This window comes from Mesorhizobium silamurunense (genome assembly GCF_014843905.1).
Taxonomy (GTDB): Bacteria; Pseudomonadota; Alphaproteobacteria; order Rhizobiales; family Rhizobiaceae; genus Mesorhizobium; species Mesorhizobium silamurunense.
In genome coordinates, this window is record NZ_LPVS01000070.1 from 155,647 (window position 1) to 170,870 (window position 15,224).

A 15,224-nucleotide genomic window follows, 5' to 3' on the forward strand; every position below is an offset into this window, starting at 1 on the left:
TTGTCGTTTCGATTGCGCCGCGACGATTGTGGCGCGGTCCTGCTTCCTCAAATCTGGAGTGCCAGCCGGCGCGCATTGTCGATGTGCTGACTGATCGCCTCGACCGCCTTCTGCGGATCGCGTTTCTCCAGCGCTTCGATCACCGCGAGATGCTCGCGCATGACCGGCACGACGCGACCGTCGATGCGGAACCGCTCCTGGTGGATCAGCCTGATCTTCACCGAATTGACCAGGTAGGCCTTGGCGATGATCTCGTTGCCCAGCGCGCTGATGAAGGTGTCATGCATGGCCCAGTCGATACTCTGGGCCTTGGCTTCCATCTCCGGCGTCGGCGTCTGCGCCAACGCCTGGGCGAGCATGTCCTCGTGTTCGCGCCGCAGGCGGGCAATCTCGGCGTCGGAAGCGCTGACGGCAAACAGCGCGACCGCCTCGCGCTCCATGAACAGTCGGAATTGGAAGGCCTCGCGGATCAGGCTGATGTCGATATGGGCGATCTGCATGCCGCGCTGCGGAATCGTGGTCAGCAGCCCTTCCGCCTCGAGCCGCGGCACGATCTCGCGGATGGCGCCGAGCGGCAGGCCGGTGAAGGCAACCAGTTCGCGCTGCGATACGAACTGGCCGGGCCTCAGGTCACGGGCCAGCAGATGCCGCGTGAAGCTGGCATAGGCCTTTTCCCTTAGGGTTGCCGGTTCGCTCGTCTCGTCCATGCCGATCAGCGTCCTCCGCCGCTCACGCCGCTTGTGTCGAAAACAGCCTGTCGTAAGCGGCGCCAAGCTGCTGCCGCTCCGATAGCGCGACCGGCTCGAGCGGCGGCCGAACCGTCAGCCAGCGTTCGTCGCCGGTCTGGCGCGCCACCATCGCCTTCACCGCCGGGATGACCGGATGCCTGAGCAATTCGACGACGAAACGTTCCACACGGGAATCGTCGCGTCCGCTCTCGACGATGGCGCGAAGCTCACCGGCGGCGAAGTTGGCCATGCCGGAAATCGCGCCCTGGCCACCGATCCGCACCGCCGGCGCCAGATGCCGCTCATCCCCGATCAGGATGATCAGGTCGCCATGCGCCTTGAGCAGCGCTGCGCTGTAGGCCCAGTCGCCGCCGGAATCCTTAACTCCGGCGACCACGCCCGGATAGGCCTTGCGCAGCCGGCCGATCAGGTCGAGCGACAGACGCACCGTCGTGACCGAGGGGATGTTGTAGAGCAGCATGCCGCGGGCGAGCGGGCCGAGCGCGCCAAACACAGCTGCAAACCAGCCGAACAGCCCGTCGTCGCCGACATTCTTGAAGTAGCTCGGCGGCGCGAGCAGGATGTTGCGGGCGCCGCGCTGCAAGGCCTGGCGGCACTGCTCCGCGGCGTCGTCCGCTGCGTCGACAAGCACGCCGGCAACGATCTGATCGGCCGAGACACCTACCGCAAGCAGGGCATCGATGACCGCCGGCCGTTCCGCCGTACCGACGGAAGCGCCTTCGCCGGTGGTGCCGAACAACGTCACGCTGCTGCAGCCGGCATCGAGACAGGCCTGGGCATGCGCGGTCATCAGCGCGATGGCAATCCGCCCGGCTGCATCAAACGGGGTGGTGAGGGCAACCGACAGACCAAAGCGCGAAGCCACCTGCAAAGCCTCCAATTCATCAACTTGCGCGCAGCCGTATCATACTAACATGTTAGTTGTAAACAGACTGATCGATCACCCCTGGCTGCGGGCGGAAACAATTCAGAATGCCTGCAGAGCAAGCCCTGCCAACGCAGATGCCGCGAGCGTCGGCAGCATGCCGGCTTTCAGCCTGAGCATGGCGATCATCGCCGCCGCCGACAGCAGCGCGGCACGCCAGTCGAGCGAGGACAGGACCGGAACCTCGACGCCCCAGCCGACACTCTCGACCTTGCCGAAGACGACATGCAGCGCGAACCACAGCGCAAGGTTCATCACCACGCCGACGACGGCCGCCGTGATCGCGCCGAGCGCCGCCGACAGCACCTTGTTCTGCCGCAACTGCTCGATGTAGGGCGCGCCCAGGAATATCCAGAAGAAGCAAGGCACGAAGGTGGCCCACAGCGTCAGCGCCGCCCCCAGCGATCCCGCAAGCAATGGGCTGATCGCCCCCGCATGGCGATAGGCGGCGGCGAAGCCGACGAACTGCAGCACCAGGATCAGCGGCCCGGGCGTTGTCTCGGCAAGTCCGAGCCCGTCGACCATCTCGCCCGGCGCCAGCCAGCCGAACGAGGTCACCGCGGCTTGCGCGACATAGGCCAGAACCGCATAGGCGCCGCCGAAGGTGACGACGGCCATCAGGCTGAAGAAGCCGCCGATCTGCGCCCACACGCTGGCCGGCCCCGCCAGCGCGGCGATCAGCGTCACCGGTCCGAGCCAGAGCGGCAGCCAGATCGCGATGATGCGGGCCGCATGCCATCGCGTCGGCACGGTGTGGCCGAGCTCGCCGCGTTCGAACATCAGATCGACCACGCCGTGGCTGTCGGCAGCGGCGCTGCCCTTGCCGTGCGCCGAGCCCGAAAACAGGCTCGGCGCAAAGCGGCTGCCGATCCAGCCGATCAGGCCTGCCGCAAGCACGATCAGCGGGAACGGCAGCTTGGCGACATAGATGGCCAGGAAGGCCGCCACCGCGATCGCCACCATGACCCGGTTCTTCAGCGCGCGCTTGCCGATGCGGATCACCGCTTCGACGACGACGGCGAGCACCGCCGCCTTGATGCCGAAGAACAACGCCTCGATGACCGGCGCATCATTGTAGAGCATGTAGAAGCTGCTCAAGGCGAGCATCACCAGCGCGCCGGGCAGCACGAACAATGTTCCGGCGACGAGGCCGCCGGCCGTCCGGTGCAGCAGCCAGCCGACATAGACGGCAAGCTGTTGCGCTTCTGGGCCCGGCAATAGCATGCAGTAGTTGAGCGCGTGGAGGAAACGCTCCTCGCCGATCCAGCGGCGCTCCTCGACCAGCTCCTTGTGCATCAGCGCGATCTGCCCGGCCGGCCCGCCGAAGGAGAGCAGGCCGATCTTTGCCCAAAGCCGCGTCGCCTCGCGAAAGGTCGGCGCGGCCGGGACCGCGGCCGGCGGCGCCGTGTCGTCTTTGGCAAGCACGGTCATTGTGCCTTACCCCCGACGGGCCAGTTATGCGTCTCGTCGGTAGCGTCGCGGCACCAGCGGAAGAAGGCGTCGTAGAGGAGCATGCCCGCGTCGAGCTGTTCGAGGTCGTCGCGGAACATGCGCGACAGGCCGAGCGAAGCGGCGAGGAACCCCGCCGCCTGCGGCACGAGGTCGAGGCGAGCCGTATCCGCCCCGCGCACGATCAGCGCCAGACGATCGAGCGCCTCGGAGCGCAGCCCGAATTCCTCGATCATCGTGTCGAAGGTGCAGCGCTCTCCACGATGGCTCCAGAACACGCCTTCGATGTCGAAGGGAACCGCCGCGAAGCGCTCGGCCACCAGAGGCACCTCGGCCGGGTCGACGAACAGGAATACGGCGCCGGGATCGACGAAGCGGCGGATCAGCCACGGGCAGGCGATGCGGTCGACCTTCGGCCGGGAACGGGTGACCCAGACGGTGCGGCCGCTCTCGTCGCGGGACGGGACCGCGCTGGCTCTGACCAGCGGCGCCTCGGCCTCGGCCCAGGCTTCGAAGCCGCCTTCGAGCGATTCCGCCGCAATGCCTTCATGGCGCAGCCATGCCGCCACGCCTTGCGAGAGCTTCTGTCCCCGCTGGCAGATGACGACGACTTTCGATCCGGAGAACTCGGCCGCCCAGGTCGAGACGGCTCTGAAGTCGCGCCGGTAACAAGCCGGCAGCAGGCGCGCATCGGCTTCATAATCCTCATCGATACGCACGTCGATGAGAACCGGCGCATCCGGCAGGCCGACGAGACGGGAAAGCTGCGGAACGGTAATTGCGGTTGTTGACGGCATGGCGTCCACCTCCTGTAGGAAGAGAGTTTGGACGCGATCGTTGGGCTGACGCCTCACGGGGTCGTCGCGGGGAACCCCTTGGCAGGATGCTGGAACGGCCTCAGCCAATTGTCAAGGAAGACGACGCTTCCGCCACGCCTTCCCTTTGAGAACACCCTTGCGCTTTACTGCGCCGTCCAGCCGCCATCCATCGGCAGGGTCGTGCCGGTCATCTGCCTGGCGGCGTCCGAGCACAGAAACAGGGTCAGTGCCGCGAGCTCCTCGACGGTGACGAACTCCTTGGTCGGCTGCGCGGCTAAAAGCACGTCGTGCTTGACCTGCTCCTCGGTCATGCCGCGCGCCTTCATCGTGTCGGGGATCTGCTTCTCGACCAGCGGCGTCCAGACATAGCCGGGAGCGATCGCATTGACGGTGATGCCGTCCTGCGCGACTTCCAGCGCGACCGTCTTGGTAAGGCCGGCAATGCCGTGCTTGGCCGAGACATAGGCCGACTTGAACGGCGAGGCGACCAGCGCGTGCGCCGAAGCGGTGTTGATGATCCGGCCCCATTTGCGGCTCTTCATGCCGGGCAGCACCGCCTTGATGGCATAGAAGGCGGCAAGCAGGTTGATGCGGATGATGGCTTCCCACTTGTCGTCGGGAAACTCGTCGATCGGCGCGACATGCTGGATGCCGGCATTGTTGACCAGTATGTCGAGGCTGCCGAATGCCTCTTCCGCTTCGTGGATCATGGCGGTCACCGCCGCGCCGTCCATCATGTTGGCGTCCGAGTAGCGGCACTTGACGCCGAAATCCTTCTCGATGCCGGCGCGCTCCGCTTCGATCGCCGCGGCATCGCCCAGGCCGTTGATGGTGACATTGGCGCCCTCGGCGGCAAAGGCGCGGGCGATTGCCAGGCCGATGCCGCTGGTCGAGCCGGTGACGAGCGCATTCTTCGAAGACAGGGAACCCATAAAAAATCTCGCGAGAGGTGGAGGGAACCTAGGGCACATAGTTTGTGCGCCGCAGCATGACAATGCCATGGCCATATGTCGCTGCGATTACAATGTTGTGATGCTGTCCGAGAGCCATGAATCTGGCGCTCAAGCACCGTGACATGGCACTGTCATGGTGCCGTGCAACATAATCCTCCTGCGCGTATCGCGCGTGTCATTCCTAAACCGATGGGTGAATAGCATGGATATCGCCGCTGTCGTGAAGCGCGCCTATGCGATGCCGCTCACCAACCCGTCCTTCCCGCCCGGGCCCTACCGTTTCTTCGACCGCGAATACATCATCATCACCTACCGCACGACGCGCGACGCGCTGGAGGCGGTGGTGCCGGCGCCGCTCGAGATCGACGAGCCGCTGGTCAAGTACGAGTTCATCCGCATGCCGGATTCGACGGGCTTCGGCGACTATACCGAGACCGGTCAAGTCATTCCCGTGCGCTATAAGGGCCAGCATGGCGGCTACGTCCATTCCATGTATCTCGACGACGATGCGCCGATCGCCGGCGGCCGCGAGCTCTGGGGCTTCCCGAAGAAGCTCGCCAGCCCTAAGATCGTGCATGAGGGCGAAGTGGTGGTGGGCACTCTCCACTATGGCAGCGTTCTGTGCGCCACCGGCACGATGGGCTACAAGCACCGCCAGGCCGACCACGATTCCGTGCTCGCCTCGCTCGCCGCGCCCAACTTCCTGATCAAGATCATCCCGCATGTCGACGGCAGCCCGCGCATTTGCGAGCTGGTGCGCTACTACCTCACCGACGTGACGCTGAAGGAAGCCTGGACCGCCCCGGCAGCGCTCGACCTTCGGCCCCATGTCATGGCCGATGTTGCGAAGCTGCCGGTGCTCGAAGTGGTCTCGGCCGTCCACTTCATAGCCGATCTGACGCTTGGGCTCGGCGAAGTCGTCCATGACTATCTCGCTGACCAGTCGGCAGCCAGCGCAATCCAGCGGGAGAAGGCTCGTGCTTGAACGCACCCGCAACAAGGCCATCGACGCCACCATCCAGGAAATCGCGCAGCAATATGACCGCGTCGCCCTGGTGTTCCAGGGCGGCGGCGCGCTAGGCGCCTATCAGGCCGGAGTCTATCAGGCGCTTTCCGACGCCGGCTGCGAGCCGACCTGGCTCTCCGGCGTGTCGATCGGCGCGATCAACGCCTCGATCATTGCCGGCAACGAGCCGAGCCGGCGCCTGCAGCGGCTCGAACAGTTCTGGCAGACGGTCTCCGGCCGCAAGATCTGGGCCTATACGCCCGAAGGCGACATCTACCGCGACATCCGCAACCGCACCTCGTCGTGGATGACGATGACCATGGGCCAGCCTGGCTTCTTCAAGCCGCGCAATCCCAACCCGTGGTTCCAGCCGCCGGGCGCAGACGGCGCAACCAGCTTCTACGACACCGCCGAGTTGAAGGACACGCTGGAGAGCTTGATCGACTTCAACGTGCTGAACGACGGCAGGAAGCGGCTGAGCGTCGGCGCAGTCAATGTGAGGACCGGCAACTTCGTCTATTTCGACACCGACAAGGTGCGCATCGGGCCGGAGCACATCATGGCGAGCGGCGCGCTGCCGCCGGCCTTCCCGTCGATTCGCATCGAGGGCGAGTATTACTGGGACGGCGGCATCGTCTCCAACACGCCGCTGCAGTACCTGCTTGACCAGGAAGAGGACCGCTCCTCGTTGGTCTTCCAGGTCGATCTGTTCAGCGCCCGCGGCGCGCTGCCGCGCGGCCTGGCCGACGTGCTGTCGCGCCACAAGGACATCATGTATTCGAGCCGCACGCGCCAGAACACCGACAATTTCCAGCGCATCCATGCGCTCAAGATGAAGCTGCTCGACGCCCTCAAGCGCGTTCCGCCGGAACTGCTGAAGGAGGGCGAGAGGGAGCTGATCGCCGACTATTCCGACGCCGGCGTGGTCAACATCGTCCACCTGATCTACCAGCACAAAGGCTATGAGGGCCACGCCAAGGACTATGAGTTCTCGGGCACCTCGATGCGCGAGCACTGGGAGATGGGCCTGGAGGACACCGAGCGCACGCTGCGCCACAAGCAATGGCTGATGCTGCCGACCAATGTCGAGGGCGTCGCCATCCACGACCTGCATCGCGAAGACCCGACCTGACATTTGCGTCCAGGAGAAGCGGAGCAATCTTACGCCCGCGAACGGAATCCTTCGCCGGTTTTGGTCAAACCGACGCCGCGCATCGTGCCTATCACGAGCGCTGCCCGACATGCGCGACAAGGACGCGCTCCGCCTGGCCGTCACCATGAGTTCCGCGGCAGCTTTGCGAAACTACAGTGCAAACACGTAGGCACGCCTTCACGCCGTCGAGCAAGCTCTGCCGGACTGTGAAGTTCTTCTTCATGGCCTATCAACATTGTCGCGAATATCAGCTCGCGGAAAGCAGGCGTACATCTGAGCGCAGGCAAATGCGCTAGGCTCAATGGAGTGCCGCTGATGACCGTCGAAGCTGTTTCCCCTGCTATCGTTCCATCGCGTGACGCCTGGCGCGGCCTGCTCTGGTTTGCGCCGCTCACGGCGCTGTGGCTCCTGGTGATGTACAGGTGGCCGACGATCCCGGCCAGCGGCGTTCCGACCACGGCCCACCAGCTCGCAACCCACGGGCTAATCGCGCTAGGATTGTGGCTCGGCCTCGAACACACGAGCCTGACGCCAGCTCAACGTCGCGCGACCTGGTTGGCGATCATGATCCCGGACACGCTGTGGCTCGCTGTCGCCTGGAGCGCCGCGATCAATGGTGTCTTCCATCCGGACACCTCGTCTTTGCCGGTGTTGCCATCGGCGATCCTCGTGCCCGTGCTCATCAGCGCGCCGCTGTTGCTGTTCTCGAAGCGGATCGGGCAGGTGCTAGATTCGATGCCGGCAAGCTGGCTCGTCACGCTTCAGCTCTACCGCATATTCGGCAGCTGGGCTCTCGCGGCCTGGCTGCATGGTGCCCTGCCCGGCGCGTTCGCGTTGCCGGCAGGTATCGGCGACGTGCTGACCGGACTGTTCGCGTTGCCAGCGGCGATCGCAGTGGCGACCGGCACAGACGACGGCCGGAGGGCGGCAACTCTCTGGAACATCCTCGGGCTTGCCGACTTCGCTGTCGCGATCACCATGGGCATGATCACCTCGCCCGGCCCGTGGCAGTTGATTGTCCCGGATGTGCAGAGCATCGGCGCAGGCGATTATCCGGGTGTGCTGACCCCTGCTTTCGTGGTGCCAAGCTCGATCCTGCTGCACATGTTGTCGCTACGCCAACTGCGCCGCCGTAGCAGGGCGGAAGTTGCGCGGCGGTAGGAGTGAGCCTCGGCTGGAGCCGGCCAACGATTCCATCGAAAGCTGAACCGTTCGAAGCGGCGCGCCCGCTTGGGGAAGGCGCACGCTCTGACCCTTCATTGGTCTTCGCAGGATAGGTCGACAAAGAGAAACGGCGCCGCAGGCGGCGCCGTTCTTTTGAGGGCCTACCGCTCAAAACACTTGGCGGAAGAGCACGAAGAGCACGAAAGCCAGCGCGATCGAGCAGGGCAGCGTGAGCACCCAGGCAAGCAAGAGATTGCGCACGGTCGACCACTGCAGGCCGGAGCCGTTCGCCGCCATCGTGCCGGCGACGCCGGACGACAGAACATGGGTGGTCGACACCGGCAGGCCGAGACGGTCGGCCATGCCGATCGTGATCATCGCGACCAGCTCGGCGGCGGCGCCCTGGCCATAGGTCAGGTGGCTCTTGCCGATCTTCTCGCCGACGGTGACGACGATGCGCTTCCAGCCGACCATGGTGCCGAGGCCGAGCGCCAGCGCCACAGCAATCTTCACCCACAGCGGGATGAACTTGGTCGCGTTGTCGACTGCCTTGTGATAGTCGGTCACCGCCTTCAGGTCCGCGTCCTGCATCGGCAGCAGCTTCTTCTTGTCGATCAGCTTCAGCGCTTCGCCGATCAGGTAGATGTCGTTGCGGGCGTTGCTGACCAGATCGGTCGGCACCTTGTCGACGGTGGCGTAAGGCTGCAACCCGGCGGTCGTGTTGTGGATGTAGGTCTGCAGCGCGAGCGTCGTCTGGTCGTTCCAGGTCTTGGAGCGCACGGCCTCTTGGACCGCGGCCTTGGCGTCGGCGACGGTGACCCCCGGCTTGACATACTTGCCCAGCGCCTGCTCGACGGCGACCGAAGCCGATTTGTAGGCCTCGAGATAGTTGATGTCGGGCGTGCGGTTGAGCGCATAGGCGGTCGGCACCACGCCGATCAGGATCAGCATGATCAGGCCCATGCCCTTCTGGCCGTCATTCGAGCCATGCGCGAAGCTGACGCCGGTGCAGGTGAAGATCAGCAGCGCGCGGATCCACCACGGCGGCGGCGTGTTGCCCTTCGGCGCCTCATAGAGCGCCGGATTGCGCACCAGAAGCTTCATCACGTAGAGCAGGACGGCGGCGGCGAAGAAGCCGACGAGGGGCGAGACAAGCAGCGACATGCCGACATTGCTCGCCTGTCCCCACTCGACGCCGCTGGTGGCGCCTCCGGCCGGAGCCATGAACTGGTTGGCGAGACCGACGCCGATGATCGAGCCGACCATCGTGTGCGAGCTGGAAGCCGGCAAACCGAGGAACCAGGTGCCCAGGTTCCATAGGATCGCCGCCACTAGCAGGGCGAACACCATGGCGAAGCCGGACGATGATCCGACCTGCAGGATGAGCTCGACCGGAAGCAGCGACAGGATGCCGAACGCCACCGCGCCGCTCGAGGTGAGCACACCGAGGAAGTTGAAGACACCAGACCACATGACGGCGAATTCGGCCGGCAGGGAGCGGGTGTAGATGACGGTGGCCACCGCGTTGGCGGTGTCGTGGAAGCCGTTGACGAATTCGAAGCCGAGCGCGATCAGCAAGGCGATGCCGAGCAGGATCCAGGGCACCGTCTTGGCGATCGCCAGATCCTGGCTCAGCGCATAGCCGACGTAGATGAGGCCGGCCAGAACCAGCACGCCGAAGGCGGGCAGGAACCATTTGGCACCGCTCGATTGCTCTAACGGGTGATCCGGTCTCGGAATCCCCGCCTCACTGGAAACAACGTCCACCATGTCCCACTCCTTTTGCATTGCAGCAAAGAACCGGGAAGAACGCTATGTCCCCAGGATGAAGCTGGTGTGACGCCTGCAACCTATCCGGCTATCTTGAGCAGCGAGGCCACCAGCAGCTTGCGCTCGTCCTCCGAAAGCACATCGGAATCGAACAGGTTCATGCTGCGCAGGCCTTCGATGGCGAGGAAGCAGACCAGCAGCCGGCCGAGGTCGTCCGTTTCCCCCTTCAGCCGTTCGAACAGCTGCCGCTTGAACGCTTTTATCGGCGTCAGGAACTCCGGATCCTCGGCAATCGCGGAGAACATCCAGGAAGCCGACGGTTTTGGCTTTTCGCAATCGTCGGCCGAGAGCCGTATGTAGGCCGCGAGCACGCTTTCGTCATCGGCCTCGGCCGTGCGTTCTTCGAGCGCCTGTTGGAAAGCATTGAGGTAATTCTCGACCAGGCCCTGCATCAGCTTGGCCTTGGTCGGAAAATTGTAGAGCAGGCCGCCCTTGGAGACGCCGGCGCGGCTGGCGACGGCGTCGAGCGACAGGCTTCCCGGACCCGCCTCGCGCGCCACGTCGGCGGCGGCGGCCAATATTCTGTCGCGCGAATTCGCCCTGCGAGCCTTCATCACGCCCCTCTTACATTAGCGTATGCGGAATTGACAAGACCGTCCAGACGGTACAGTAAAGCGCCCGAAATTTGAAATCGGGATCATCGTCGATATGTGTCCCGGCATCGATTGTTTTGCCGGTTGCTGGCTCGAGGGGACTGTCCGTGAAGCGCTTCTTCATCATCACCGGAATTCTGCTGCTGCTCATTTTGGTGTGCGTCGGTATCGTCGGCTTCAACATCCTGCGCGACAACGGCATCAAGCAGTTTTTCGCCACCATGAAGCCGCCGGCCGCGACAGTGTCGACCGTTGTTGCGAAGCCCGCGAACTGGACGCCCGGCGTCGAGGCGATCGGCACCGTCAACGCCGTGCGCGGCGTCGACCTGACCGTCGAGACGGCCGGCATCGTCAAGGAGATACTCTTCCACGCCAATCAGAAGGTCACTGACAACGCGGTTCTGCTGCAGCTTGACGACGCGGTCGAGCGCGCCGATCTCGAGGCTCAGAAGGCGCAGGCTGCCTCCGACCAGGCGGCACTGACCCGTGCGCTCGAATTGCAGCGGCGCGGCGTCGGCACCGACGCAACGCTGGACGCCGCGCGCGCCGCGGCAACCGCTTCCGCTGCGCAGGTCAACAAGCTTCAGGCCGTGCTCGAACAGAAACAGCTGACAGCGCCTTTTGCCGGCACTGCGGGCATTCCGAAGATCGATATCGGCCAGTATCTGGCGCCCGGCAACTCAGTGGTGACGCTCCAGGATCTCGATACGATGCGCGTCGACTTTACCATTCCCGAACAGCAGCTGTCGTCGCTGAAAATCGGCCAGACAATCCGCCTCGGCACGAGCGGCACGGACCTGCCCTTTGCCGGCTCCATTCGCGGTATCGATCCCAAGATCGACCCGGCGAGCCGGCTGGTGTCGATCCGCGGCGAGGTCGCCAACCCGGAGGGCAAGCTCACCCCTGGCCAGTTCGTGCAGATCCGCGTCGAGCTGCCGGAAGAAAGCAACGTCATCTCCGTGCCGCAGACGGCGGTGACGTCAAGCCTTTACGGCGACTATGTCTTCGTGGTGGTGCCGGCCAAGCCCGCTGAGGCCGGCGCTGCCCAGCCGGCGAAACCGGAAGACCGCAAAGCCGGCGCCTCGAAGCCGGCCTCCGAGACGGCAAAGCCGGCCGACAACGCCGCGAAGCCTGCTGACAACGCCCAGAAGCCGGCCGAGGCCGGGCAACAGCCGGCGCTCGTTCTGTCGCAGGTGTTCGTCAAGCTCGGCCGCCGCAACAACGGCATGGTCGAGATCGTCGAGGGCCTGAAGGCCGGCGACCAGGTCGTCACCGCAGGCCAGAACAGACTCTTCAACGGCATGTCCGTTGCCGTCGACAACACCGTTGACCCCAGCAAATCGGCGAACAAGCAGGTTCAGCAATGAGCTTTTCCGATATCTTCATTCGCCGGCCCGTGCTGTCGACGGTGCTGGCCTGCATGATCCTGCTCCTGGGCTTCCAGGCCATCTTCAACCTGTCGATCCGCCAATATCCGAAGGTTGACGAGACGGCGATCACCATCACCACGGCCTACCCCGGCGCCAGCGCCGACCTGATCCAGGGTTTCATCTCCGCGCCGATCGCGCGCGCCGTCGCCTCGACGGAAAACATCGATTACGTGACCTCGTCGAGCCGCCCGTCCTCCAGCACCGTGACCGTGCAGATGAAGCTCGGCTCCAATCCCGACGTCGCGCTTACCGAGGTGCTGTCCAAGGTCCAGGGCGTGCGCGGCACTCTGCCGGATGCCTCCAAGGACCCGGTGATCATCAAGGGCACGGGTCAGCAGTTCGCGATGATGTACATCTCGATGCAGAATCCGAACATGACGAAGGAGCAGCTGACCGAATATATCGAGCGCGTCGTGCGGCCGCGCATTTCGACGGTCGAGGGCGTTGCCGATGTGCAGATCTTCGGCGCCGAGGAATATTCGATGCGCGTCTGGATCGATCCGGTCAGGCTTGCCGCCCGCGGTGCCACCGCCGCCGACGTGCTGACCGCGATCAACAACTCCAACTTTCTGTCGGCGCCCGGCAATACCCAGAACGAATATGTGGTCTCGTCGATCACGGTTCACTCGACGTTGCAGACGCCGGAGGCCTTCTCGCAGCTGCCGATCCGCTCGACGGACGGCCAGGTGGTGCGCCTGCGCGACGTGGCGCGTGTCGAGCTCGGCGCCGCCAGCACCGACACCAGGGTGAGCTTCAACGGCAAGCCCGGCACCTTCCTCGCTATCTTCCCGACGCCGGCGGCCAACCCGCTGACGACCGCGGCGGCGGTCACCAAGCTCGTGCCGGTGATTCAGGAGACGCTGCCGAAAGGCATGACGATCGAGGTCGTCTACGATTCCACCGAACAGATCAGCGCCTCGATCGAAGAGGTGTTCAAGACCATCGTCGAGGCGGTTGCCATCGTCATCGTTGTCATCCTGTTGTTCCTCGGCTCGTTCCGCTCGGTGATGATGCCGATCGTGACCATCCCGCTGTCGCTGATCGGCGTCTGCTTCCTGCTGTTTGCGGTCGGCTACTCGATCAACCTCTTGTCATTGCTCGCCATGGTGCTGGCGATCGGCCTCGTCGTCGACGACGCCATCGTGGTGGTGGAGAACATCCACCGCCACATGGAAGAAGAAGGCCTGTCGCCGATGCAGGCGGCCTTCAACGGCATGCGTGAAATCTTCTCGGCAATCGTCGCCATGACCATCACGCTGGCCGCCGTGTTTGCGCCGCTGGCCTTCACCGGCGGCCTGACCGGTGCACTGTTCCGCGAATTCGCGGTGACCTTGGCCGGCTCCGTGGTGCTGTCCGGCCTGATCGCCGTCACCATCACGCCGATGATGTCGGCTCGCCTCTTGAAGCCCGGCGCGCACAGCCGCTTCCAGCGTATCGTCGACGGGACCTTCAGCCGTGTCGAGCGTGTCTACGAGCGGGCGGTCACCGCCTCGCTCAGAAACCGGCCGGTGACGCTGATCATCGTCGTCGCGCTGGTCTCGCTTACCGGCTTCATGTTCACCAAGACCTCCACCGAACTGGCGCCGGAAGAAGACCAGGGCTTCCTGCTCTCGATCGTGACCGCGCCGCGCTATGCGACGTCGGACTATACCGAGACCTATGTCAATCAGATGCTCGGGTTGGTGAAGGATATCCCGGAAACCAGGGCGCAGTTCTCGGCCGTCGCCTTCGGCGGCGCGACCAACGGCGCCTTCGTCGGCTTCGCCTTCAAGGACTGGGCCGAGCGCAAGCGCAGTTCCAAGGAGCTTCAGGCCGACATCCAGGGCCGCCTGGCCAAGGTGGCAGGCGTCGAAGCCTTCGTCTTCGCGCCGCCGACACTGCCCGGCTCCGGCGGCGGCCTGCCCATTTCCATGGTGGTTCGCTCGACCGGCGATCCGTCCGAGGTCTTCGATCAGGCGGAGAAGATCAAGAATAAGGCGCAGGCTTCCGGTCGCTTTATCGTTGTGCAGAACTCGATGTCGTACGACGCGCCGCAGGTGACCGTCACCATCGACCGCGAGCGCGCGGCGGCGCTGAACCTGCCGATCGCCGACATCGGCCGCACGCTGACGCTGCTGGTCGGCGGCGCCGAGGTGGCGCAATTCGACCGCGACTCCAACAGCTATGACATCATCCCGCAGGTGCCGCAGGAATTCCGCGACAATCCGGCAAAGCTCGGCGAGTATTTCGTGCGTAGCGTCGACGACAAGATGGTGCCGCTGTCGGCGGTGGTGAATATCTCGACCAATGCCTCGCCGGCGGCGATCGAGCAGTTCAACCAGCTGAACTCGGCCACCATCTCTGCCCTGCCCTTGCCCGGCGTGACCACGGGCGACGGGCTGAAAGTGCTGGAGGACCTCGCCAGGGAAACGCTGCCCGACACCTTCTTCGTCGATTATTCCGGCCAGTCGCGGCAGGAAAAGGAGCAGGGCAACACCATCCTGATCGCCTTCGCCGCTGCCGTGATCGTCATCTATCTGGTGCTGGCCGCGCAGTTCGAGAGCTTCCGGGACCCGCTGATCATCATGATGGCGGTGCCGCTCTCGATCTTCGGCGCCATCGTACCGCTCAACATCGGTCTGGGCACGCTCAATATCTACACGCAGGTCGGACTGATCACGCTGATCGGCCTCATCACCAAGCACGGCATTTTGCTGGTTGAATTCGCCAATCAGCAGCGCGAGATCCATGGCATGCGGCGGCGCGATGCCATCATCGCCTCGGCCAAGGTGCGCCTGCGGCCGATCCTGATGACGACGGCGGCGATGGCGCTCGGCGTCGTGCCGCTGATCATCTCCAGCGGCGCCGGCGCCGCGGCCCGCTACTCGATGGGCCTCGTCATCTTCACCGGCATCCTGGTCGGCACCATGTTCACGCTTTTCGTCGTGCCCATGTTCTACACCTTCATCGCCAGCAAGGATCTGCCGCATCTCGCCGAGAAGCCGGATCCGAAGCTGATGCCGGCGCTGCCGACTTAGCAATTCCGATTTTCCGTCCGGGATTGCGTAAACAACAAGGAGCGGCGAACAAGCCCGTTCCAAATGAAAAGAGGCCGGAAATCCCCGGCCTCTTTTTTTGGTGGTTGCCTCACGGCTTCGGTCTATCTAACCGAAGG

12 protein-coding genes are annotated in these 15,224 nt (G+C 64.4%); 5 read left to right on the top strand and 7 right to left on the bottom strand.

The genetic code is table 11. The annotated features are described in order from the left end of the window. Positions 1-47 precede the first annotated feature (47 nt). From AU465_RS20025 to AU465_RS20045, 5 genes are all read right to left on the bottom strand, one after another. Positions 48-707, bottom strand: a complete 660-nt coding sequence (locus tag AU465_RS20025; protein WP_192251746.1) for a GntR family transcriptional regulator — start codon at positions 705-707, stop codon at positions 48-50. A gap of 22 nt (positions 708-729) precedes the next feature. Beyond that, positions 730-1,614 (bottom strand): dihydrodipicolinate synthase family protein, encoded by an 885-nt coding sequence (locus AU465_RS20030; protein WP_192251748.1) that lies wholly within the window; start codon positions 1,612-1,614, stop codon positions 730-732. 102 nt (positions 1,615-1,716) lie between these two features. Beyond that, positions 1,717-3,105 carry a chromate efflux transporter gene (chrA, locus tag AU465_RS20035; protein WP_192251753.1) on the bottom strand — a complete coding sequence of 463 codons (1,389 nt, stop codon included), beginning with the start codon at positions 3,103-3,105 and terminating at the stop codon, positions 1,717-1,719. Next, the gene (locus tag AU465_RS20040; protein WP_192251757.1) at positions 3,102-3,920 is read right to left on the bottom strand and encodes a chromate resistance protein ChrB domain-containing protein; all 819 of its coding nucleotides are present in this window, start codon (positions 3,918-3,920) and stop codon (positions 3,102-3,104) included. The genes chrA and AU465_RS20040 overlap by 4 nt, the downstream gene beginning before the upstream one ends. A gap of 164 nt (positions 3,921-4,084) precedes the next feature. Then, positions 4,085-4,873: a 3-hydroxybutyrate dehydrogenase gene (locus tag AU465_RS20045; RefSeq protein WP_192251760.1), complete on the bottom strand. Its 789-nt coding sequence runs from the start codon at positions 4,871-4,873 to the stop codon at positions 4,085-4,087. Positions 4,874-5,096: 223 nt separating this feature from the next. Here AU465_RS20045 and AU465_RS20050 point away from each other — a divergent pair, with 223 nt between their 5' ends. From AU465_RS20050 to AU465_RS20060, 3 genes are all read left to right on the top strand, one after another. Then, positions 5,097-5,879, top strand: a complete 783-nt coding sequence (locus AU465_RS20050) for an acetoacetate decarboxylase (protein ID WP_192251763.1) — start codon at positions 5,097-5,099, stop codon at positions 5,877-5,879. Continuing rightward, complete coding sequence (locus tag AU465_RS20055) at positions 5,872-7,032, top strand: patatin-like phospholipase family protein (protein WP_192251766.1); 1,161 nt, start codon at positions 5,872-5,874, stop codon at positions 7,030-7,032. Before AU465_RS20050 ends, AU465_RS20055 begins: the two co-directional genes overlap by 8 nt. Positions 7,033-7,368: 336 nt before the next feature. After that, positions 7,369-8,214, top strand: a complete 846-nt coding sequence (locus AU465_RS20060; RefSeq protein WP_192251769.1) for a DUF8737 domain-containing protein — start codon at positions 7,369-7,371, stop codon at positions 8,212-8,214. 171 nt (positions 8,215-8,385) lie between these two features. On the opposite strand, the gene AU465_RS20065 is transcribed toward AU465_RS20060, so the two are convergent. Then, positions 8,386-9,987: an inorganic phosphate transporter gene (locus AU465_RS20065; RefSeq protein ID WP_192251772.1), complete on the bottom strand. Its 1,602-nt coding sequence runs from the start codon at positions 9,985-9,987 to the stop codon at positions 8,386-8,388. Positions 9,988-10,067: 80 nt separating this feature from the next. Next, entirely contained in the window at positions 10,068-10,601 is a 534-nt protein-coding gene (locus AU465_RS20070) for a TetR/AcrR family transcriptional regulator (RefSeq protein ID WP_192251775.1), read from the bottom strand. A 146-nt stretch (positions 10,602-10,747) separates the two neighbouring features. Here AU465_RS20070 and AU465_RS20075 point away from each other — a divergent pair, with 146 nt between their 5' ends. Next, positions 10,748-12,007, top strand: coding sequence for an efflux RND transporter periplasmic adaptor subunit (locus AU465_RS20075; RefSeq protein ID WP_312891295.1), 1,260 nt, complete (start codon positions 10,748-10,750; stop codon positions 12,005-12,007). After that, positions 12,004-15,087, top strand: coding sequence for an efflux RND transporter permease subunit (locus tag AU465_RS20080; protein ID WP_192251777.1), 3,084 nt, complete (start codon positions 12,004-12,006; stop codon positions 15,085-15,087). Before AU465_RS20075 ends, AU465_RS20080 begins: the two co-directional genes overlap by 4 nt. The last annotated feature ends 137 nt before the right edge of the window (positions 15,088-15,224 follow it).

Coding starts and splice junctions, on each gene's coding strand:
- AU465_RS20080 (WP_192251777.1), top strand. CDS start 12,004: ATGAGCTTTTCCGATATCTTCATTCGCCGGCCCGTGCTGTCGACGGTG.
- chrA (WP_192251753.1), bottom strand. CDS start 3,105: ATGACCGTGCTTGCCAAAGACGACACGGCGCCGCCGGCCGCGGTCCCG.
- AU465_RS20065 (WP_192251772.1), bottom strand. CDS start 9,987: ATGGTGGACGTTGTTTCCAGTGAGGCGGGGATTCCGAGACCGGATCAC.
- AU465_RS20045 (WP_192251760.1), bottom strand. CDS start 4,873: ATGGGTTCCCTGTCTTCGAAGAATGCGCTCGTCACCGGCTCGACCAGC.
- AU465_RS20040 (WP_192251757.1), bottom strand. CDS start 3,920: ATGCCGTCAACAACCGCAATTACCGTTCCGCAGCTTTCCCGTCTCGTC.
- AU465_RS20050 (WP_192251763.1), top strand. CDS start 5,097: ATGGATATCGCCGCTGTCGTGAAGCGCGCCTATGCGATGCCGCTCACC.
- AU465_RS20025 (WP_192251746.1), bottom strand. CDS start 707: ATGGACGAGACGAGCGAACCGGCAACCCTAAGGGAAAAGGCCTATGCC.
- AU465_RS20070 (WP_192251775.1), bottom strand. CDS start 10,601: ATGAAGGCTCGCAGGGCGAATTCGCGCGACAGAATATTGGCCGCCGCC.
- AU465_RS20060 (WP_192251769.1), top strand. CDS start 7,369: ATGACCGTCGAAGCTGTTTCCCCTGCTATCGTTCCATCGCGTGACGCC.